The following is a 19,410-nucleotide window of genomic DNA, read 5'->3' as shown; positions in this document are numbered from 1 at the left end:
CGCCGAAGCGGGCCTTGTCGTCAGCGCCGGCCTGGCGCGTGCAGGCCGGCAGCCGAGGTGATCAACCCGCCAGCGTGCCCAGCACGCGCATCGAATAATCGGTGGCGGTGACGTCCTTGGTGAGCTTGCCCACCGAGATGCGGTCAACGCCGGTGGCGGCAATTTCGCGCAGCCCTTCCAGCGTCACGCCGCCCGAGGCTTCCAGCAGCGCGCGGCCGGCGGTCAGGGCCACGGCTTCGCGCATCAGGTCGGTGCTGAAGTTGTCGAGCAGCACGCTGGTGGCGCCATGCGACAGGGCCTCGGTCAGCTGTGCCAGGCTCTCCACCTCGATCTGGATGTCGACCCCGGCCTGCAGCGCGGCAGCGGCCTGCAGCACCGGCCCGATGCCACCTGCCGCAGCGATGTGGTTCTCCTTGATCAGGATGCCGTGCCACAGTGCCATGCGCTGGTTGGCACCGCCGCCCACGCGCACTGCGTACTTCTGGGCCTGACGCAGGCCTGGCAGCGTCTTGCGGGTGTCGAGCACCACGCAGCCGCGCGGGTTGGGCGAGGCGCCTTCGATCGCGTCGGCATGCCGGCGGGTCAGCGTGGCGGTGGCCGACAGCAACTGCAGGAAGTTCAGCGCCGGGCGCTCGGCAGACAGCAGCGCGCGGGCATCGGCATGCAGCTCGCACACCGGGGTACCGGCCGTCATGCGCGCACCCTCGGCGTAGTGCCAGGTGATGCGGGCCTGGCTATCAAGTGCCAGCACGCAGGCATCAAACCAGTCGCGACCACACAGCACGGCGTCTTCGCGCACAGTCACGCGCGCATCCACGCGCCGGCCGGCCGGCACCAGCAGGCCGGTCCAGTCGTTCACGCCAATGTCTTCAAACAATGCCTCGCGCACATTGCGGGCGCGGGCTTCTTCCAGGGTTTCGTTGTGGCTGTACATGGGTGTCTCAGGCGGCGCCGATGCCACGCACCAGGCCTTGCACCTTGGGTGCCAGGGCGGACGGGTTGGCGGCGACAAAATCGAGCATGCGGTCGATGCAGCGCTTGGCTTCCAGGCCCAGGTCGGGCTCGACATGGATTTCGCCGCTGCCGCTCTCCAGGCAGTCGATCACGCCTTGCAGCGCATTCATCGCCATCCACGGGCAGTGCGCGCAGCTCTTGCAGCTGGCGGCGTTGCCGGCGGTGGGCGCTTCGATCAAGGTCTTGCCGGGCGCGAGCTGACGCATGCGGTGCATGATCAGGTTGTCGGTCGCCACGATGTATTCAGTGGCCGTGCCGTTGACCACCGCATTGAGCATCTGCGAGGTCGAGCCCACCACGTCGGCCAGCTTCACCACGGCCTCGGGCGATTCCGGGTGCACCAGCACCATCGCGTGTGGGTGCTCTTCCTTCAACAGCTCCAGCTCGGTGCCCTTGAACTCGTCGTGCACGATGCAGGCGCCGTTCCACAGCAGCATGTCGGCGCCGGTTTCCTGCTGGATGTAGCGGCCGAGGTGGCGGTCAGGGGCCCAGATGATCTTCTGGCCCTGGTCCTTCAGATGCCGCACGATGGCCAGGGCGCAGGAGCTGGTCACCATCCAGTCGGCGCGGGCCTTCACGGCGGCGCTGGTGTTGGCGTACACCACCACCTGGCGGTCGGGGTGGGCGTCGCAGAATGCGGCGAAATCGTCAGGCGGGCAGCCCAGGTCGAGCGAGCAGGTGGCGTCCAGATCGGGCATCAGCACGGTCTTGCCGGGCGACAGGATCTTGGCCGATTCACCCATGAAGCGCACACCGGCCACCACCAGGGTCTGGCTGGCATGGTCGCGGCCGAAGCGGGCCATTTCCAGGGAGTCGGCGACGATGCCGCCGGTTTCAAGGGCCAGGTCCTGCAGGTCGCCGTCCACGTAGTAGTGGGCCACCAGCACGGCGTTGCGCTCCTTCAGCAGCGCGGCGGCGCGGGCTTTCAGGGCCTGGCGCTGGTCGGACGTGAGTGGAGCGGGCACCTTGGCCCAGGCGTGGGCGGTGCAACTGGCGCCGGACGCGTCCTGGCGGGTGTATTCGAAGGTCTGATCGGTCATGGGTGACGAATGTTAGCCGAGGCGCCCATGCACAGCAGCTTGGCGCAATTGCAGGCCGTATGGCGGGGCAGGGCACTGGGCCCGCCGTTACCATCGGTTGATCGTTTTCGTTGCCGCACCCATGTCTGATTCCGCACAGCCACTTCATAGCGACGCCCGCACCATCGGCCTGGTGGGCCTGGCGCACGGCAGCTCGCACTTCTTCCATTTGCTGCTGCCGCCGCTGTTCCCCTTGTTCATTCGGGACTTCGGCTTGAGCTATGCCGAACTGGGTTTGCTGGTCACGATGTTTTTCGTGATCTCGGGCTCGGGGCAGGCGGTGTCGGGCTTCGTGGTTGATCGCATCGGCGCCCGGCCGGTGCTGTTCATGGCGATGACGTGTTTTGCGGCGGGCGCCCTGGCCGCGTCAGTCGCGCAGAGCTGGCACGGCCTGGCGCTGGCCGCAGCTTTGGCAGGCCTGGGCAATGCGCCGTTTCACCCGGCCGACTTCACGATCCTGAACAAGCGGGTCTCGCCGGCCCGCCTGGGGCATGCGTTTTCAGTGCACGGCATCAGCGGCAATCTGGGCTGGGCAGCGGCACCGGTGTTCCTAGGCGGCTTGACGGCAGCAACCGGCTCCTGGCGCATCGCGGCGCTGGCCGCAGGTGGCTGGGCGCTGATCGTGCTGTGCATCTTGTGGTGGCAGCGTGACGCGCTGAATGACCGCGTGGCCGCACCTGTCGCAAAGGCCACAAACGCGACGGCGGCGCGCTCTGAAGCATCCACCTTCGGCTACCTCAAGCTGCCCGCCGTGTGGCTGTGCTTCTCGTTCTTCTTCTGGACGACCTGCGCATTGAGCGCCGTCCAGAGTTTTGCCAGCCCCGCATTGCTGGCGCTCTACGGCATGCCGCTGACCAGCACCGCGCTGCTGGTGACGGGGTTCATGCTGTGCGGCGCCGTGGGCATGGTGGTGGGCGGCTTTCTGGTCGGCAAGACCGAGCGCCTGGAAAAGCTCATTGCACGGTGCCTGCTGGGTTCTGCCGCGGCCCTGGCGCTGGCAGGAACGGGCTGGCTGTCGGGTGAAGCATCGATGGTGGTGGCGGCCTTGGCAGGCTTTGGCACGGGCCTGGCCGGCCCATCGCGCGACATGTTGATCAAGCGTGCGGCTCCGCCCAACGCCACGGGCCGCGTTTATGGCACCGTATATTCAGGCCTGGACATCGGCTTCGCCGTGGCCGCCCCGATCTTTGGCGCCCTGTTGGACCACCAGCATCCTTCGATGGTGTTTCATGGCGCCGCGCTGGCCCTGGTCGCCGGCGTGGTGTCGGCATCGTTCGTTGGGGCGGGCGTGGCCCGACGCCAGCTCGTCGCAGCGTGACCACGCATGGTCGCTGCCCGCAACAACTTTCAAGACACCCCGCGCGCCATGAGCAACGACGCCACTTTCACCTCCACCTGCGACCTGTGCGATCAATACAAGAGCGATGACAGCGGCGCGTTCCGCGTGCTGCCGCCGGTGTACACCGACTACGGCGGCCGCAGCCGCTTCCACGGCCTGGTGAGCACCGTGCGCTGCCTGGAAGACAACTCGCGGGTGAAGGAAGCCGTGAACGAGCCGGGCCTCGGCCGTGTGCTGGTGGTGGACGGCGGCGGCAACCTGCGCCGCTCCTTGGTGGGCGGTTTGCTGGCGGCAGCGGCTGCGCGCAACGGCTGGGCCGGCATCGTGGTGCATGGTGCGGTGCGCGACAAGCTGGAGTTGCAGGCCTGCGATTTGGGGCTCAAAGCCATGGCATTGACGCCCATGCCGACCGACCGCAAAGACCAAGGTCAGCGCGATGTGGCCATCCAATTGGACGGAACTTGGGTGCGCCCGGGCGACTGGTTGGTGGCCGATGAAGATGGAATTGTGATTACTCTCGCCAAAACCTGATTTTCAGGTTATAGTACTAGCTTGTTCGGGGCGTAGCGCAGCCTGGTAGCGCATCTGCTTTGGGAGCAGAGGGTCGTGAGTTCGAATCCCACCGCCCCGACCATTCAATTCAGCAGCCTTGTGCTCTGGTAAAGAACCTAAACAGTTCGCACCAAAGTACCGAGGCTCAAAAGAAAGCCGATGAATCCTTCAAGGACCATCGGCTTTTTCATTGGTGCGCCTGCTTTGCAGGACGTTGCAGGAGTGTCGCTGGCTCAGCGCAGCAGACCTTGCACACCGTACCAGCCACTGGCCTGCCCAGAGGGACTCGAACCCCCGACCTGCTGCTTAGAAGGCAGCTGCTCTATCCAGTTGAGCTATGGGCAGTGAAGGGCGGATTCTAGAGGCTGTGCGCCTGTGCGGTGCTGCCCGCCCGAGCGAACTTGGTGCTGATTGCATCGCCAAGGGTGCAATCACCGTGTTTTGCCGTTGATCGGCCAGCCGCGTCTGCGCGCATCATCGAGGCCTCGTGGTTTCAATCGCGGGCACGGTGTCGTCTGCACGCGCCGTGGCCCACCTCTCGGACAAACATGCTCAAGTCTCTGCGCGAATGGGTGTTCGGCCGGCCTTCGGTGGTCGGCGAGGACCGCCTGCGCGCGTGGGCGGAAGGCCGTGGCTGGGTGTTCAAGCGCAGTGCGAAGCATGACGGCTTCATCATCGAGACACCGGACGGTGCGCCGGGATGGCGCATTGAATGGGGACCGTCTGCCCGCCGCTACATCGGCAGCCATGAACTGAGGCTGCGCGGCGACACGGGCATCGATCCGCAGACCCACGCACTGGTGATGCCGAAGCCCTTGCTGGACGCGCTGGAGCGAGAGATCTACAGCCAATACACCGACAACGTGCAAACGCGGCTGGATGAAGAAACTCCCGAAGAGATGCGCTGGCTGGCGATGTCACCCCGGCTGCTGGGCGGTGCCCTGGGCAGCTTGCGAGGTCGTTTTGCCGTCGTGGGCAATGTGGCGCCCTGGATGACGGCCTGGATAGGTGGCCCGTTGGGCGAGGCCTTCCTGGTGTTTGCCGCCAGCCTGCAGGGTGATCCGACGCCGGTGGCGCCCCTCAGCCCGGACGCAACGAGTGAGCTTTCCACTCAGCCGATCACGCCGATGGCGATGATTGCGCGGCGTAGCGAGCTGATCCTGCGGGTGGCCATGCCCGTGCCGCATCTGCCCACGATGGAGCAGGCGGTGGTGCTGTTCGATCTGGCCCTGCGTGAGGCCAGACGATTTGGCGAGGCGGCGGGCGACGCCTGAGCGCCCCCGCCGCAGGCATCACGCCACCGGCGTGTGCTTGCCGATCTCCAGCTTCGCGATGGCGTCGCGGTGCACTTCGTCCGGGCCGTCCGCGAAACGCAGGGTGCGCGCCAGCGTGTAGTAGTAGGCCAGCGGGAAGTCCTGGCTCATGCCGGCACCGCCGTGCACCTGCATCGCCCAGTCGATCACCTGGCAGGCCATCTGCGGCGCCACCACCTTGATCATGGCGATCTCGGCCTTGGCGGTCTTGTTGCCGGCCACGTCCATCATCCAGGCTGCCTTCAAGGTGAGCAGTCGTGCCATGTCGATGCGGCAGCGTGCTTCGGCAATGCGCTCGCGGGTCACGCCTTGCTGCGCTATCGGACGGCCGAAGGCCACGCGCTGGGTGGCGCGCTTGCACATCAATTCCAGGGCCCGCTCAGCCAGGCCGATCAAGCGCATGCAATGGTGAATGCGGCCCGGGCCAAGGCGGCCTTGGGCGATCTCGAAACCACGGCCTTCGCCCAGCAGGATGTTGCTCGCCGGCACACGCACGTTCTTGAAATCGACTTCCATGTGGCCGTGCGGCGCATCGTCGTAACCCATCACGGTGAGCGGGCGCAGCACAGTCACGCCCGGCGCATCCATCGGCACCAGCACCATGCTTTGCTGCGAATGGCGCGGCGCTTCCGGGTCGGTCTTGCCCATGAAGATCAGCACCTTGCAGCGCGGGTCGCCGGCGCCGCTGGTCCACCACTTGCGGCCGTTGATGACGTAGTCATCGCCGTCACGCTCGATGCGGGCCTCTATGTTGGTCGCGTCGGCCGATGCGACAGCGGGTTCGGTCATCGCGAAGGCCGAGCGGATCTCTCCGGCCAGCAGCGGCTTGAGCCAGCGCTCCTTGTGCTCGGGCTTGCCGTAGCGCACCAGCACTTCCATGTTGCCGGTGTCGGGGGCCGAGCAATTGAAGACCTCGCTGGCCCATGGCACGCGGCCCATGATTTCGGCGAGCGGTGCGTATTCCTGGTTCGTCAGGCCCGCTCCCAGTTCGCTATCGGGCAGAAAGAGGTTCCACAGGCCGGCGGCGCGGGCCTTGGGCTTGAGTTCCTCGATCACCGCCAGCGGCGTCCAGCGCTTGCCGGCCTGGGTATTGGCCTCCAGTTCCTGCCAGTAGCGCCCCTCGTTCGGGTAGACATGCTCGTTCATGAAGGCCGTGACGGCCGCCTGCAGTTCCTGCGTCCGGGGTGAGTAGCCGAAGTCCATGCTGTCTCCTTGGGGTTGTGTGCTTGCGAAGCGCTGGCTGTTGAAGCCGATTCGTGGGGAAGGGCGCCTTGAAAGTGGGCGCTCTGGGTGTGCTCAGGCCCGTTGGGCGAACGACCAGGCCAGGGCCGCGAGCTGCGGCGCGGCAGCGCCCGTGGCTTTGGCCTGCGCGCTGGACGCGGTGCCGTCTTCCACCCGCTTGGCAATGCCTTGCACGATGGCGGCAATGCGGAACAGGTTGTAGGCGAGGTAGAAGTTCCAGTCCGCCATCAGGGCGTCGGGGTCAGCCCGGCCGGTACGCTCGCAGTACAACTGCACATACTCGCGCTCGGACGGAATACCCATCGCTGCATGGTCCAGGCCGGCAATGCCGCGGAAGGTGCCGGGCGGGATGTGCCAAGACATACAGTGGTAGCTGAAGTCAGCCAGCGGATGCCCGATGGTCGACAACTCCCAGTCGAGCACCGCAACAACGCGCGGCTCGGTGGGGTGGAAGATCAGGTTGTCGAGGCGATAGTCGCCATGCACGATCGAGACTTCGGATTCGTCACGCGCGCTGTTCGGAATGTGTGCAGGCAACCAGGCCAGCAGCTGGTCCATGGCCGGGTTCGGCCCGGTCACCGAGGCCAGATACTGCTTGCTCCAGCGGCCGATCTGCCGTTCGAAATAGTTGCCCGGCTTTCCGTAGTCGGCCAGGCCCACAGCCGCCACATCCACCGAATGCAATGCGGCGAGCACGCGGTTCATTTCAGCGTAGATGGCACCGCGCTCGGCATTGGCCAGACCCGGCAGCGACTGCTCCCACAGCACGCGTCCATCAACAAATTCCATGACGTAAAACGCCCGGCCGATCACCGATTCGTCTTCGCACAGCAAGTGCATCTGGGCGACCGGCACGGCCGTGTCGCGCAGCGCCTTCATCACGCGAAATTCGCGGTCAATCGCATGGGCGGCAGCCAGCAGTTTCCCGGCCGGGCCGGGCTTGCTGCGCATCACGTAGGCGCGCTGCGGCGTGACGAGCTTGTAGGTCGGGTTGGATTGCCCGCCTTTGAATTGCTCCACATGCAGCGGGCCGGCGAAACCCGGCAGGTGCGCGTGCAGATAGGCCTCGAGGGCGCTGATGTCGAACTGGTGGCTGGCAGCCACCGGTTTCGTTCCGGTGTTGTGATCCATGGGTGTCATCCTCGGCGCGGCCGGGATGAACCCTGCGCACCATTCAACGTTCGGCAGCTGCCATCAACTTGTCGCGCGACAGCACCACCAGGCGCGTCGGCTCGACCCGCAGCACGCCATCGCGCTCCAGGTCTTTCAATTCCTGGTTCACGCGCTGGCGTGATGCGCCCAGCAACTGCGCCAGATCTTCCTGTGCGAGCTGCAAGCCGATGCGGATTTCCTCGCCCTGCTCGATGCCGTAGCTCTTGGCCAGCAGCAGCAACTGCTTGGCCAGGCGCGCGCCCAGCGGCCGGGTGTTGAGGTCTTCGATCAGGTTGAACATCAGCCGCAGGCGGCGGCAGTTCAGGCGAAGCAAAGCTTCGTACAACTCGGTGTGCTGCTGCAGCAATTCCTTGAAGTCGGGCTTGCGCACGATCAGCAGTGTGGTCGGACCATGAGCCGTGGCATCGTGCGTGCGGGGCAGGCCGTCGAACAGGGCGATGTCGCCGAACCACGTGCCGGGTTCCGCATACGTCAACGCCACTTGTTTGCCAGACAGCGAGACCGAGCTGACACGCACGGCGCCGCGCGCCACGCCTACCCAATCCTCGGCCGGTGTGCCGCGTGCCGCCAGGGGCACGCCGTCCTGCAATCGACGCACCGACGCTCTGGCCAGAATGGCTGAGCGAAGTGTGTGTGAGAGCGAAGAAAACCATGGACCCGCGTCGATGTTGTGGCGTTCTTCGATTGTAAGAATGGGGGTATTCATCATTTGTCCCTGACGCGACAGCCGCGGCACGATTGGCATCGGTATTGTCCATGTTGCCGTTTCCCCTTGGAGCAGACGGCGCACCATCTGTCACCGAGGAGACAACACATGATCCCATTGCCTGATTTGCCCCGGCCCGCCTGCTCAGACGAAGAGTGGCAAACCCGCGTTGAGCTGGCCGCCGCTTACCGGCTGGTGGCCCTGTTTGGATGGGACGATCTGGTGTTCACGCACATCAGCGCCCGGGTGCCGGGTGAGCCCGGCGCTTTCCTGATCAATCCCTACGGTTGGCTGTTCGAGGAGATCACCGCGTCCAGCCTGGTGAAGGTGGATGCACAGGGTCAGAAGCTCACCGACAACCCTTTCCCCATCAATCCGGCAGGGTTCACCATTCACAGCGCCGTGCATGCAGCGCGTGACGATGCGCATTGCGTGCTGCATACCCATACCCTCAACGGTGTCGCGGTGTCAGCACAGCAGGCAGGCGTGTTGCCGCTTTCACAGCAATCGATCTTCGTGCTGTCTAGCCTGGGCTATCACGACTACGAAGGGGTGGCCCTTCGAGACAATGAAAAACCGCGGCTGGTTGAAGACCTGGGCCGCGGCAACTATCTGATGCTGCGCAATCACGGCCTGCTGACGGTGGGCCGCGACGTGCCCGAGGCTTTTCTGAACATGTATCTGTTCGAGAGCGTCTGCGCGATCCAGGTGAGAGCCCAGGCAGGCGGCGCATGCACCCACGTGAACCCCGACATCATCGCGGGTGCACGGCAGCAAGCTGCCCAGGTCACCAAGGGCCTGGGTGCGCAATTGGTGTGGCCCGGCTTGCTGCGGCGGCTTTCGCGCCGCATGCCTGGCTACGACGCGTGAAAGACGGCGGGGCGGCCCGCCTTCACTTGAACCTCATTTGAAAGCAGGTTTGCGCTTGGCCAGAAAAGCGCCGATGCCTTCCCCGCCGTTGTCGTGGAACAGATGGTCGACAAAAGCTTCCCGCTCGTCGTCCATCTGTGTCCGCAATGATTGCGCTGGCGCATCAGATACCAGCTGCTTCACACGTGCCAGCACGTTGGGGGCCATCTGCGCCAGCTGCCCAGCCAGCTTGAGCGCACCTGCATAGGCTTCCCCCTGACCGGTAACCCGGTTCACCAGTCCGAGCTCATGCAGGCGACGCGCGCCCACTGGCTCGGCCAGCCAGAGAGTTTCCAGTGCCAGCGCGCGGGGCAGGCTGCGCGCCAGATGCCAGCTGCCACCACCGTCCGGCGACAAGCCGATCTTGCCGTAGCTCATCACGAAGCGGGCATCCTCCGCGGCCACGATCAGGTCGCACGCCATGGCCAGCGCCATGCCGCCACCTGCAGCAAAACCCTCCACCGCAGCAATCACCGGCAACGGGCAGGCTTTCAGCGACAGGATCCACTGGTTGAACTGCTCGATGGCTTCGGCTTGCGCCTCGGGTGAACGTTCCCGGGCCGTGGCGATGCGGTTCAGGTCACCGCCGGCGCAGAAGGTGGCGCCATCGCCTCGGATGATGACGGCACGTACGGATGGATCGGTCTGGCAGTTTTCAAGAGCCTCAATACCCGCGGCATATACCTGCGGCGACAGGGTGTTCCGCGTTGCCGGGTCACTCAAGGTCAATACCAGCGCGGCACCATCACGCGACGACAACAAACTGGAAGGCATCGGATTCTCCGAGTAGTGAATATCGGTTTCGAAATAGGGGGGAGGGGCCGGAATATTGGCGCGGAACGTACACACGCCGGGCCGATGTCAAGGAACCCAAATCAATCGTGATAGAGTCATCGAGGCCCCCCAATTTGATACAAGTGCCCCCCGGCATGCATAAAAAAGTCCCTGCGTTCATTCTGACCTGTACTTCGCTCGCCGCGTCATTGAGTGTGGGCGCCGCGGGTTTTGGTCGTGTCACCACGTCTGCCGTCATGGGGCAACCGCTGGTGATGCAGGTGCCTATTCACCTGGATACAGGTGAGCGCATGACCGCCGAGTGTGTGACTGCCGAGGTCATCGCAGGCGACAGTCGCCTGCCGCCGAGCCAGGTTCGTGTCCAGGTGCTGGGTGGGCGTACCGAGAGCGACTGGGTCGCGCGCATCTCCACGACCAGCCCGATCGAAGAACCGGTGCTCGAAGTGGCGATCAGCGCGGGCTGCGAGCGTCGGTTCATGCGCCGTTTCACGGCCTTTGCCGATCCTCCGGGGATGAGCACTGGCAGCCCCGCCGTCATGGCTGGCGCAGGCGCCATGAGTCAGCCGGTGGCACCCACGACCCGCGCCGTGGATGACCTGTTTTTGGCGCCCGTGCCCGGCACGGCCCCGAAATCGCTGCGCGGTCCGCGCAAGGCCACCGCTGAGTCCCCCGACAACCTCGCCGCAAGCAAGCCCGCCAAGCCGGTGGCTTCGAAGGCGCCGCGGGCCCAGGCCGCCGCCGCCCAGCGTGATGTGGTGCCCCGCGAAACCCAGGTCGCGCGCCTGCTGCTCGATGTGGGTGGCCCGCGCCTGAAGATGGACATGGAAGATCCGATCATGCAGGTGGCCGATTCGGTCGTCGCAGCTGCATCGGAGGCCGGTGTCGGTTCTGGCAATGACGAATTCGAGCGGCTGCGTCTGCTCGAAAAGTCGCTCACTGAACTTCGCAAGGAATCCCAGGCCAGTCGCGATGCGCAACTGGCCTTGAAGGGCCGTCTGGCAGATGCCGAGGCCCAATCGCGCTTGCTGCCCTGGTTGCTGGCCCTGCTTGCCGTGATGTCGGCATTGGCGGTCTGGCTGGCGCTGCGCCTGCGCAAGAAGGCCCGTCAGCCTGATGCTGCCGCCGGACCGTGGTGGTCGTCGGAGGTGGCCCCGCTCGATGCGACGCTGGGCCCGGTGCCCGTGCCGCCGATTTCAGTGGCAGGCGAACTCACGGACGACGAACCGGCCACGGCCGAGGCTGCTCCGGCTGGCGTCACCCGCCCGGTCAGCAACGGCAACGACGCTGCGTGGGCGTCCGCCAGCGTCGCCGACGACGCCTTCAAGACTGCGCCGTTCCCCGGCCCGCAAAGCGGCTTCAACGGTGCGGCCAGCGGTGTGCTGGACGGCGCCGTGCCGGCCCGTGAAGTTTCAGTCGAGGAACTGCTCGACCTGGAACAGCAGGCCGACTTCTTCATTGCGCTGGGCCAGGAAGACGCCGCCGTCGACCTGTTGATGTCGCACCTGCGCAGCAGCGGTGGCCAGAGCCCCTTGCCCTACACGAAGCTGCTTGAGATCTACCGCCGGCAGGGCGACCGGGGTGCTTACGAGCGCATCCGGGCCCGCTTCAACCGCCGCTTCAATGCCTATGCCCCCGACTGGGATGTGGGCCCCTTGCATGGCCGGTCGCTGGAAGATTACCCCGACGTGTTGGCCCATCTGGAAGCCATCTGGCCGTCGCCGATCGACGCCATGGCCGTGCTGGAAGGCATGCTCTTCCGCAAGGACGAAAGCCAGGACCTGTTCGATCTGCCGGCCTACAAGGACGTGCTGCTGATGTATTCGCTGGCACGCGACCTGTGGCAGCAAGGTGGCTATTCCAGCACCGAGGTGGATCTGTTGCTGCCGCTGGGCGACACGGGCCCGTCGACGTACACCAAGGTTGCTTCAGAGCCCGCTGATCCGTTTGGCAGCTACGATTTGACGGCCTTCCATCTGGATGACATCAGCACGCCGTCGAATGCTCCTGCAGCACCGTCGCCTGCCGCAGCCGGCGCGTCGACCAAGGGCGACGACCTGAGCTCGATGGACCTCGACCTCAACATCGACCTCCATTCCGACCTGAACGGCCCGAACACCAGGCACTGACCGCAACGGTCAGCAGCCTGATCCAAGGCTGCTCAGAGCTTGACCAGCCGCTCCAGTGCCGCCTGCAAGGTGGCGTCCTGTTTGGCGAAGCAGAAGCGGATGGTTGCGCGCTCCGCCGGTGTCGACTGGAATGCCGACATCGGAATGGCCGCCACACCGACGTGCTCGGTCAGCCAGCGGCAGAAAGCTTCATCAGGCATGTCGCTGATGGCGTCATAGCTCACGCACTGGAAGTAGGTGCCCTCGCAAGGCAGCAACTCGAAGCGGCTGCCCGCCAGCCCTGCCCGGAACAGGTCCCGCTTGCGCTGGTAGAACGTCGGCAAGTTGAGGTACGGTTCGGGCTGCTGCAGGTAACTAGCCAAACCGATCTGCATCGGCGTGTTCACCGTGAACACATTGAACTGATGCACCTTGCGGAACTCGGTCATCAAGGCGGCTGGCGCCATGACTTGGCCCACTTTCCAGCCCGTGACATGGAAGGTCTTGCCGAAGCTCGACACCACCACGCTGCGCGCCGCGAGTTCCGGGTGGCCGCTTGCGCTGATGTGCTGGCGGTCGTCGTACACCATGTGTTCGTAGACTTCGTCCGAGATCAGCAGCACGTCGGTCGGGCGCAGCAGGTCGGCCAGCATCTGCCGCTCCTCCGCCGTCCAGACGGTGCCGGTCGGGTTGTGCGGCGTGTTGATGATCATGGCGCGTGTGCGCGGTGACAGCGCAGCGCGCACACGGTCGAAATCCGGGCGGAATGTGGTGCCGTTCAAGGGCACACGCACGGCCCTGGCGCCGGCGAGCTCGATCGCGGGCACATAGCTGTCGTAGCAAGGCTCGAGCACGATGACTTCATCGCCCGGGTGCACCAGTGCCAGGATGGCGGTCAGCAATGCCTGGGTGGCGCCGGCGGTGATGGTGATCTCGGTGACCGGGTCATACCGGTGGCCGTGCAAGGCCAGCGTCTTGGCACTCAGCACCTCGCGCAGCGCAGGTACACCGGTCATCGGCGGGTACTGGTTGTGACCCGCCTTCATGGCGCTGGTCACGGCATCCACCAGGGCCGGGTCACCTTCAAAGTCCGGAAAGCCCTGACCGAGATTGACGGCGCCGTGCTGCTGCGCCAGCGCAGACATCACGGTGAAGATCGTCGTGCCCACATTGGGCAGCCGGCTCACGACGGCCGGGGTCCGAGGTTCAAAGTTCATAGTCTTGGCCGTTGCCGTTCATGGCACGTTCGATCAAGGGGCGGGTCAGCCGCGGCGACAGCAGCTCGGCAAAGTTCAACACGTAGGCGCGCAGATACGCCCCACGGCGAAACGCCACCCGGGCCGTGTTCTGCCCGAACAGGTGCGACACCGGGCGCGCCACCAGACCGCTGCCGGCAGGCTCACCCTGCATCGCCATTTCAGCCACGATGCCGATGCCCAGACCACTCTTGACGTAGGTCTTGATGACGTCGGAATCGATGGCTTCCAGCACGATCAACGGGTTCAGGCGTCGCTGAGCAAAAGCCTGGTCAATGCGCTTGCGGCCAGCGAAGGAAGGGTGATAGGAGATCAACGGCTCAGTGGCCAGCTGCTCCAGCGTCAGGCGCTCCACCTGGGCCAGCGGATGGTCCTGCGGCATCACCACCACGTGCTGCCACTCGTAGCAGGGCAGGGTGATGAGCTCCGGGTGATCGGCCAGCGACTCGGTGGCCAGGCCGATGTCTGCGGTGTCGTCCAGCAGCATCTGCGCCACCTGCTCGGGCGTGCCCTGGTGCAGGCTGACCATCACCTTCGGGAAACGCTTGCGCAGCATCGCCACCGGATCGGGCAGCAGGTAGCGCGCCTGGGTGTGGGTGGTGGCAATGGAAAGCCGGCCTCCGTCCTGCTGCGAAAACTCTTCGCCGATGCGCTTGAGGTTGGCCACCTCGCGCATGATCACCTCGACCGAGCGCAGCACCTGCTGGCCCGGGTCGGTGACGCGCTTCAGGCGCTTGCCGTGGCGCACGAAGATGTCGATGCCCAGCTCCTCTTCAAGCTCGAGGATGGCCTTCGAAATGCCCGGCTGCGAGGTGTGCAGCGCCTTGGCCGTTTCGGTCAGGTTCAGGTTGCGGCGAACGGCCTCTTGAACAAACCGGAACTGGTGCAGATTCATGCGCTGGCCTCCACGCCGGTGGCGAGCAGTTGAAGCGCGACCTGTGCCAGGGCTTCAACCAGCACGTCTGACTCACCGGCTGCACGTTGCAGGTGCCACTGAACGGCCGGGTGCGCTTCGCGCAGTGCGGCCATCATCACGGGCAGGTCCTTGCGCACATGGCCGCCGGCGCCGAGAAACAGCGGCAGCACGTCGACTTCGGTGCAGCCCTGGGCCACCATGCTGGCGCCGGCATCGGCCAGCTCGGGGCTCATGAATTCGAGGAAAGACAGCGTCACCGGACGGCCCGGCATCAGGTCGCGGCAGCGGGCCGCAACCCGCTCGAAGGGGCGGGCCCAGAGAGGATCACGGGCACCGTGAGCAAAGAGAATCAATCCGCGCATGACAGCGTTCACCGGTAACGCACCAGCCAGCCGAAGGCTGCCAGTGACAAGGCCAAATAGATGAGGCTGGGCACCGAGGCGGCCAGCCACGGGGTCCAGTCGCGCAACAGCGTCAGATGACCCACGACGTTGTTGAGCAGCACAAAGCTGATGCCGAGCATGATGCCGCCAAACACCTTCAGGCTGATGCCGCCGGCGCGGGCATGCAGGTAGGCAAAGGGCAGGGCAAGCGCCATCATGACGATGCAGGCAAACGGGTAGATGGCGCGCTTCCAGAACTGCAGCTCATAGCGCTGCGAGGTCTGCTCCTGCAGCGTCAAGTGCTGGCTGTAGCGCCACAACTCCAGCGTAGACATGCTGCCGATGGGCGAGGTGGCGGCGGCCACCACGCCGTCGTCCAGGGTCGTGTTCCAGTTCAGCGATTCCAGGCTGCGGGTGATGACAGGCTGCTGCTCATCCAGCGGCCAGACGGTTTCCCGCGCCTTGCGCAGTTGCCACACGGATTGCTCGCCTTCCCGGCCCGCATGGCCGCTGGCAGCCTCGATGCGGCGCAGCAGGCGGCCATCGTCGTCGTGCTCAAAGATGCGGATGCCGTGCAGATCCCCCTGGCTGTCGGTGCCCTGCACATTGATCGAGAAGACGCGGTCGCCATCAGGCAAGTGGCGGCGCTCCTTCAGCCACGCGCCGGCTTCACCCACCGTGGTCTGGCCGTCGCCACTGGCGCGCATGCGCGCCGCCTGCAACTCACCCAGTGGGGCGATGAACTCCCCCGTCAGGAAGGTCAGGGCGGCCATCAACAGCCCGAGGTTCAGCAACAGCGACAACGCGCGGCCCGGGCCCAGCCCGCCGGTACGCAAGATCGTGAACTCGGATGATTGCGCCAGGCGCGCCATGGCGTAGATCGTGCCGATCAGCACCGAGATCGGGAACAGCTCATAAAAGCGCGAGGGCAACTCCAGCCCCGCTGCCAGCGCGGCACGCCAGAGGCTGTCGCCACGCCGGGTGGCGCCCTCCAGCTCTTCGAGAAAGCCGATGAAAAAGAACAAAGACATGAAGGCAAGTGCCACGAAGAACACGGACCACACCACGTCACGGCGGATCAAGCTGCGAACTGTTTTCATGGGCACACCTTGGCCGGCCGGCGCCAGGCGAAACGCAACACCGCGGCGTGGTCGCGCCACCAGATCAACCCGAGCGCCAGCAGCAAGGCGCCACCGTGCAGGCCGATGAGGGCGCCGCCCATGCTCGTCTTGCCTGCCGCCACCCAAGCCTGGCTGAGGTTGATGAGGTTGTAATAAACGACAAAGGCCAGCAGCGCAAACATGAGGTTCCAGTTGCTGGCCCGGCGTGGGTTGCTGGCCGACAGGCCGATGCCCAGCAGCAGCAGGTTGGTGGCACCCAGCAGGGAGCCCAGCCGCCACACCAGCTCACCTTGGTGCTTCGGCGTCGGGTCACGCAGCAGGTCGATGGTGTTCACGGCCTTGGGCAGCGGCGCCTGGGCGGCCTGGGCCTTGAAGGCGTCCACGGTCAAGCGGAAGCGCTCGAAGCTCATGCGGGTTTCGGTGCCCGTTGCTGAGTTCGCTTCATTGCGGTGCCCGCTGTCGAGCACCAGCACACGCTGGTCGGCGTCGGCTTCCACGCGGCCGGCGCGGGCCGTCGTCACGGCTTCCTGCTTGCCGTTGTTCGACAGCACGAAGACGTTTCGACCAACCCCGGCAGTTTCACCTTCGCGCTCGATGAAGAAGACACGGCTGCCATCGGCGGAGGTTTGAAAGCTGCCCGGCGCCACGCGGCTCAGGTCAGACCGTTGCTCGTAACGCTGGCGCATTTCCAGGGTCTGCTGGTTGCCCCAGGGCCACACCACGCTGACCAGCACTCCGATGAGTGCCAGCACGGGCCAGACGCTGCGCAGCACTGGTCGGATCAAGCGGCTCAAGCCCACGCCGCTCGACATCCAGATCGCCATCTCGCTGTCGCGGTACATGCGGCCCAGCGTGATGACCACGCCGATGAACAGCGACAGGGCCAGCATCGTCGGCAAATGGCCGAGGGCCGTGTAGCCCAGCACCAGCACGACATCCTGCGGCGACACGCGTCCGCTGGCGGCCATGCCGAGGGTGCGGATCAGCATCATGGTCAGCACGATGGTCAGAATGACCACGAGCGTCGCACCGAAACTGCGGCCGAGTTCTTTCCTGACGGTTGAATCGAATAACATCAAAGGCTTACTTTCACTCTATCCGGATTATGAACTTTCAAGCTCTGGCGGCTACCGCTGATGGACTTGGCGCTGTTGCAGCGGACGCACTGATCGTGGTCCTGCCTGCTGACAGCAAGGCAAACACCGGCCACAAGGCCCTGGACACGGCTGTGGCCGCGGCAGTCAAGGCGGGCGACTTCGAGCGCAAGGCCGGACAGTCGCTGTACCTCCATGCACCGGTTGGGGTGAAGAGCCCGCGCGTGCAGCTGGTTGGTGCCAAAGACGGCTCGACCAAGGCGCTGCGTGCAGCCCTGGGCACGGCCCTGGCCGCACTGAAGGGCCGCCCGGTCAAGCACCTGGCCATCGCCCTGGTGGGTGTGCCGGTGACGGCAGCCCATGCAGAAACCGTGGCCCTGGCCCTGGAGCAAGCCACCTACGCCTACACCCTGACGAAGCCGAGCGCCAAGCCCGCCGACGCACCTGCCAAGGTGTCGCTGGTGGTCGACAAGGCCGAGGTGGCTGTTGCCAAGGCTGGTCTGGCGCAAGGCGTGGCCATCGGCCATGGCGTGTCGCTGGCCAAGGAAGCCGGCAACCGCCCGGCCAACTTCGCCACGCCGACCTGGCTGGGCGAGCAAGCCAAGCAGCTCGGCACCGAGTTCGGTCTGACCGTGCAGGTGCTCGACCGCAAGGCGATCGAGAAGCTGGGCATGGGCTCCTTCCTGTCGGTGAGCAACGGCTCTGACGAGCCTCCGCGTTTCATCGTCATGGAATACCGTGGCGCCACCCGCAAGGACGCACCGGTGGTGCTGGTCGGCAAGGGCATCACCTTCGACACCGGTGGCATCTCGCTGAAGCCGGCGGCTGACATGGACGAAATGAAGTTCGACATGTGCGGCGCAGCCAGCGTGCTGGGCACCCTGCGCGCCGTGGCCGAGCTGAAGCCGAAGATCAATGTGATCGGCCTGATCCCGACCTGCGAGAACATGCCCAACGGCCGTGCCACCAAGCCGGGCGATGTGGTCACCAGCATGTCGGGCCAGACCATCGAGGTGCTCAACACCGACGCCGAAGGTCGCCTGATCCTGTGTGATGCACTGACCTACGCCGAGCGCTTCAAGCCCGCGGCCGTGGTCGACATCGCCACGCTGACTGGCGCCTGCGTCGTGGCCCTCGGCCACCACCATGCCGGCCTGTTCGCAGCTGACGAGCAACTGGCCGCCGATCTGCTGGCAGCTGCCGCCACCGCCAACGACCCGGCCTGGCGCATGCCGCTGGACGAAGAGTACGACGAAGGCCTGAAGAGCAACTTCGCCGACATGGCGAACGTGGGCTCGCGCGCCGGTGGTGCCGTCACGGCTGCGAAGTTCCTGCAGCGTTTCGCGGGCAAGTTCCCGTGGGCGCATCTGGACATCGCCGGCGTGTCGCATCGCAGCGGTGCCGCCAAGGGCTCGACTGGTCGCCCGGTTGGCCTGCTGACGCACTTCGTGCTTTCACGCGCCAAGGCTTGATGACAAGGGCAGGGCGCATGGCCGAGATCGTTTTCCTGAGCGGCGTGGACGACAAGCTCGGCTACGCCTGCCGTCTGCTGCGGAAGAAATACCGCGAAGGCGTCAGGATGGCGGTGTACGGCCCTGCGCCCCTCCTTGAGCGTCTCGACAGGCTCTTGTGGGAACAAGAGCCGACAGACTTCGTGCCCCACCTGCGCCTGGCCCCCGGCAGCGCGGTGGCGCCGCACCTGATGCGCACACCCATCTGGTTGCTGGATGCACCACGCCCGGACGTGGCGTGCGAACAGGCACTCAACATGGGCAGCGAGGATCCCGCGATCGTGCAGCTGCACCTGCGCGTGGCAGACATCGTCGGCCTGAACCAGGACGACGTCCAGGCCGGTCGGCGGCGCTGGAAGGCCTACACCGCAGGCGGTCACGTCGTGAAGCACCTGCCGCAGGACAAACCGCCGCACTGAGGCGGACGCTGATGCGGCCTTGATTCCGCATGGCTCACCACTGCGCGCAGCCTTGCTCTGGCATGGCGCTTGCGTTCGCTCATCCCACGTGAGTTGGACGTCCCTCAATGGTCGATCCGGTCATCCGGAATGGTGCGCCATACGTTGTGTGGCCACGATGCCGAGACCAATCTCAAACCCGAGTCGGCTGCACTTCATGCTCGGCAAAACCCCAGCATGTTTGTGGTGCGTCGGAGGTTTTTTTTGGAGTATCGTCACTGCCGTTGAGAGCGTCTCAAACGCTCCTTTCTCAACATTTCCTCAAACTGGAGGTTCTTCCTTATGCAAGTCAAACTGAATGTGATCGTTGCCGCCACCGCGGCCTTGCTGGCTGGTTCGCTGCAAGCGCAAGAGCTGGTCGTCAAGATCGGTCACGTCGGCCCCACCAGCGGCGGCATTGCTCACCTGGGCAAGGACAACGAGAACGGCGCGCGCATGGCGATC

General features: G+C 65.3%; 18 protein-coding genes, 2 tRNA genes and 1 pseudogene. 9 read left to right on the top strand and 12 right to left on the bottom strand.

The features are described 5' to 3' along the window. Positions 1 to 61 precede the first annotated feature (61 nt). Positions 62 to 934: a carboxylating nicotinate-nucleotide diphosphorylase gene (gene nadC, locus AACH00_RS19105; protein WP_341400775.1), complete on the bottom strand. Its 873-nt coding sequence runs from the start codon at positions 932 to 934 to the stop codon at positions 62 to 64. 7 nt (positions 935 to 941) lie between these two features. Next, positions 942 to 2,054: a quinolinate synthase NadA gene (gene nadA / locus AACH00_RS19100; RefSeq protein WP_341400774.1), complete on the bottom strand. Its 1,113-nt coding sequence runs from the start codon at positions 2,052 to 2,054 to the stop codon at positions 942 to 944. Between the two features lie 121 nt (positions 2,055 to 2,175). Here nadA and AACH00_RS19095 point away from each other — a divergent pair, with 121 nt between their 5' ends. The 3 genes from AACH00_RS19095 to AACH00_RS19085 all read left to right on the top strand — a co-directional run bounded on the left by AACH00_RS19095 (position 2,176) and on the right by AACH00_RS19085 (position 4,066). Then, positions 2,176 to 3,411 carry an MFS transporter gene (locus tag AACH00_RS19095; protein WP_341400773.1) on the top strand — a complete coding sequence of 412 codons (1,236 nt, stop codon included), beginning with the start codon at positions 2,176 to 2,178 and terminating at the stop codon, positions 3,409 to 3,411. A 48-nt stretch (positions 3,412 to 3,459) separates the two neighbouring features. After that, entirely contained in the window at positions 3,460 to 3,963 is a 504-nt protein-coding gene (gene rraA / locus AACH00_RS19090; RefSeq protein ID WP_341400808.1) for a ribonuclease E activity regulator RraA, read from the top strand. 26 nt (positions 3,964 to 3,989) lie between these two features. After that, positions 3,990 to 4,066: transfer RNA gene (locus tag AACH00_RS19085), tRNA-Pro, on the top strand. Between the two features lie 186 nt (positions 4,067 to 4,252). Here AACH00_RS19085 and AACH00_RS19080 read toward each other — a convergent pair. Beyond that, a tRNA-Arg gene (locus tag AACH00_RS19080) sits at positions 4,253 to 4,329 on the bottom strand. Between the two features lie 203 nt (positions 4,330 to 4,532). On the opposite strand from AACH00_RS19080, the gene AACH00_RS19075 reads away from it, so the two are divergent. Beyond that, positions 4,533 to 5,258: a hypothetical protein gene (locus tag AACH00_RS19075; protein WP_341400772.1), complete on the top strand. Its 726-nt coding sequence runs from the start codon at positions 4,533 to 4,535 to the stop codon at positions 5,256 to 5,258. Positions 5,259 to 5,276: 18 nt separating this feature from the next. Here AACH00_RS19075 and AACH00_RS19070 read toward each other — a convergent pair whose 3' ends face one another. The 3 genes from AACH00_RS19070 to AACH00_RS19060 all read right to left on the bottom strand — a co-directional run bounded on the left by AACH00_RS19070 (position 5,277) and on the right by AACH00_RS19060 (position 8,418). Then, the gene (locus tag AACH00_RS19070; RefSeq protein ID WP_341400771.1) at positions 5,277 to 6,500 is read right to left on the bottom strand and encodes an acyl-CoA dehydrogenase family protein; all 1,224 of its coding nucleotides are present in this window, start codon (positions 6,498 to 6,500) and stop codon (positions 5,277 to 5,279) included. Between the two features lie 93 nt (positions 6,501 to 6,593). Further along, the gene (locus AACH00_RS19065; protein ID WP_423221966.1) at positions 6,594 to 7,670 is read right to left on the bottom strand and encodes a phosphotransferase; all 1,077 of its coding nucleotides are present in this window, start codon (positions 7,668 to 7,670) and stop codon (positions 6,594 to 6,596) included. A 43-nt stretch (positions 7,671 to 7,713) separates the two neighbouring features. Then, a complete protein-coding gene (locus AACH00_RS19060) occupies positions 7,714 to 8,418 on the bottom strand; it encodes a Crp/Fnr family transcriptional regulator (protein WP_341400769.1) in 705 nt (234 codons plus the stop codon). Between the two features lie 108 nt (positions 8,419 to 8,526). On the opposite strand from AACH00_RS19060, the gene AACH00_RS19055 reads away from it, so the two are divergent. Then, positions 8,527 to 9,288 carry a class II aldolase/adducin family protein gene (locus AACH00_RS19055; protein ID WP_341400807.1) on the top strand — a complete coding sequence of 254 codons (762 nt, stop codon included), beginning with the start codon at positions 8,527 to 8,529 and terminating at the stop codon, positions 9,286 to 9,288. 33 nt (positions 9,289 to 9,321) lie between these two features. Here AACH00_RS19055 and AACH00_RS19050 read toward each other — a convergent pair whose 3' ends face one another. Beyond that, positions 9,322 to 10,101, bottom strand: coding sequence for an oxepin-CoA hydrolase, alternative type (locus AACH00_RS19050; protein WP_341400806.1), 780 nt, complete (start codon positions 10,099 to 10,101; stop codon positions 9,322 to 9,324). Between the two features lie 311 nt (positions 10,102 to 10,412). Here AACH00_RS19050 and AACH00_RS19045 point away from each other — a divergent pair, with 311 nt between their 5' ends. Continuing rightward, complete coding sequence (locus AACH00_RS19045; protein ID WP_341400768.1) at positions 10,413 to 12,248, top strand: type IV pilus assembly protein FimV; 1,836 nt, start codon at positions 10,413 to 10,415, stop codon at positions 12,246 to 12,248. 32 nt (positions 12,249 to 12,280) lie between these two features. On the opposite strand, the gene AACH00_RS19040 is transcribed toward AACH00_RS19045, so the two are convergent. Genes AACH00_RS19040 through lptF form a run of 5 tightly spaced genes read right to left on the bottom strand, consistent with a single transcriptional unit; the run spans position 12,281 to position 16,979 of the window. Then, the gene (locus AACH00_RS19040) at positions 12,281 to 13,444 is read right to left on the bottom strand and encodes a pyridoxal phosphate-dependent aminotransferase (RefSeq protein ID WP_341400767.1); all 1,164 of its coding nucleotides are present in this window, start codon (positions 13,442 to 13,444) and stop codon (positions 12,281 to 12,283) included. Continuing rightward, on the bottom strand, positions 13,434 to 14,378 hold the full coding sequence (locus AACH00_RS19035; RefSeq protein WP_341400766.1) for a CysB family HTH-type transcriptional regulator: 945 nt from the start codon (positions 14,376 to 14,378) through the stop codon (positions 13,434 to 13,436). The genes AACH00_RS19040 and AACH00_RS19035 overlap by 11 nt, the downstream gene beginning before the upstream one ends. Continuing rightward, positions 14,375 to 14,761, bottom strand: a complete 387-nt coding sequence (locus tag AACH00_RS19030; protein WP_341400765.1) for a sirohydrochlorin chelatase — start codon at positions 14,759 to 14,761, stop codon at positions 14,375 to 14,377. Before AACH00_RS19030 ends, AACH00_RS19035 begins: the two co-directional genes overlap by 4 nt. Positions 14,762 to 14,769: 8 nt before the next feature. After that, entirely contained in the window at positions 14,770 to 15,882 is a 1,113-nt protein-coding gene (gene lptG, locus AACH00_RS19025) for an LPS export ABC transporter permease LptG (protein WP_341400764.1), read from the bottom strand. Continuing rightward, the gene (gene lptF, locus AACH00_RS19020) at positions 15,879 to 16,979 is read right to left on the bottom strand and encodes an LPS export ABC transporter permease LptF (RefSeq protein WP_341400763.1); all 1,101 of its coding nucleotides are present in this window, start codon (positions 16,977 to 16,979) and stop codon (positions 15,879 to 15,881) included. The genes lptG and lptF overlap by 4 nt, the downstream gene beginning before the upstream one ends. A 29-nt stretch (positions 16,980 to 17,008) precedes the next feature. Between lptF and AACH00_RS19015 the strand changes: the two genes are divergently transcribed. The 3 genes and pseudogenes from AACH00_RS19015 to AACH00_RS19005 all read left to right on the top strand — a co-directional run. After that, positions 17,009 to 18,469 carry a leucyl aminopeptidase gene (locus AACH00_RS19015; protein WP_341400762.1) on the top strand — a complete coding sequence of 487 codons (1,461 nt, stop codon included), beginning with the start codon at positions 17,009 to 17,011 and terminating at the stop codon, positions 18,467 to 18,469. 17 nt (positions 18,470 to 18,486) lie between these two features. Further along, on the top strand, positions 18,487 to 18,927 hold the full coding sequence (locus AACH00_RS19010) for a DNA polymerase III subunit chi (RefSeq protein ID WP_341400761.1): 441 nt from the start codon (positions 18,487 to 18,489) through the stop codon (positions 18,925 to 18,927). Positions 18,928 to 19,248: 321 nt separating this feature from the next. Continuing rightward, positions 19,249 to 19,410: pseudogene (locus tag AACH00_RS19005) on the top strand (branched-chain amino acid ABC transporter substrate-binding protein); the annotation flags it as partial.

Origin of the sequence: Ideonella margarita (assembly GCF_038066635.1) — a bacterium.
GTDB lineage: Bacteria > Pseudomonadota > Gammaproteobacteria > Burkholderiales > Burkholderiaceae_C > Ideonella > Ideonella margarita.
This window is presented reverse-complemented; position numbering and strand designations above follow the sequence as displayed.

Bases quoted from the DNA above. Each gene is read 5' to 3' on its own strand.
- nadC (WP_341400775.1), bottom strand. From the start codon at position 934: ATGTACAGCCACAACGAAACCCTGGAAGAAGCCCGCGCCCGCAATGTG.
- nadA (WP_341400774.1), bottom strand. From the start codon at position 2,054: ATGACCGATCAGACCTTCGAATACACCCGCCAGGACGCGTCCGGCGCC.
- AACH00_RS19095 (WP_341400773.1), top strand. From the start codon at position 2,176: ATGTCTGATTCCGCACAGCCACTTCATAGCGACGCCCGCACCATCGGC.
- rraA (WP_341400808.1), top strand. From the start codon at position 3,460: ATGAGCAACGACGCCACTTTCACCTCCACCTGCGACCTGTGCGATCAA.
- AACH00_RS19075 (WP_341400772.1), top strand. From the start codon at position 4,533: ATGCTCAAGTCTCTGCGCGAATGGGTGTTCGGCCGGCCTTCGGTGGTC.
- AACH00_RS19070 (WP_341400771.1), bottom strand. From the start codon at position 6,500: ATGGACTTCGGCTACTCACCCCGGACGCAGGAACTGCAGGCGGCCGTC.
- AACH00_RS19065 (WP_423221966.1), bottom strand. From the start codon at position 7,670: ATGGATCACAACACCGGAACGAAACCGGTGGCTGCCAGCCACCAGTTC.
- AACH00_RS19060 (WP_341400769.1), bottom strand. From the start codon at position 8,418: ATGAATACCCCCATTCTTACAATCGAAGAACGCCACAACATCGACGCG.
- AACH00_RS19055 (WP_341400807.1), top strand. From the start codon at position 8,527: ATGATCCCATTGCCTGATTTGCCCCGGCCCGCCTGCTCAGACGAAGAG.
- AACH00_RS19050 (WP_341400806.1), bottom strand. From the start codon at position 10,101: ATGCCTTCCAGTTTGTTGTCGTCGCGTGATGGTGCCGCGCTGGTATTG.
- AACH00_RS19045 (WP_341400768.1), top strand. From the start codon at position 10,413: ATGACCGCCGAGTGTGTGACTGCCGAGGTCATCGCAGGCGACAGTCGC.
- AACH00_RS19040 (WP_341400767.1), bottom strand. From the start codon at position 13,444: ATGAACTTTGAACCTCGGACCCCGGCCGTCGTGAGCCGGCTGCCCAAT.
- AACH00_RS19035 (WP_341400766.1), bottom strand. From the start codon at position 14,378: ATGAATCTGCACCAGTTCCGGTTTGTTCAAGAGGCCGTTCGCCGCAAC.
- AACH00_RS19030 (WP_341400765.1), bottom strand. From the start codon at position 14,761: ATGCGCGGATTGATTCTCTTTGCTCACGGTGCCCGTGATCCTCTCTGG.
- lptG (WP_341400764.1), bottom strand. From the start codon at position 15,882: ATGAAAACAGTTCGCAGCTTGATCCGCCGTGACGTGGTGTGGTCCGTG.
- lptF (WP_341400763.1), bottom strand. From the start codon at position 16,979: ATGTTATTCGATTCAACCGTCAGGAAAGAACTCGGCCGCAGTTTCGGT.
- AACH00_RS19015 (WP_341400762.1), top strand. From the start codon at position 17,009: ATGAACTTTCAAGCTCTGGCGGCTACCGCTGATGGACTTGGCGCTGTT.
- AACH00_RS19010 (WP_341400761.1), top strand. From the start codon at position 18,487: ATGGCCGAGATCGTTTTCCTGAGCGGCGTGGACGACAAGCTCGGCTAC.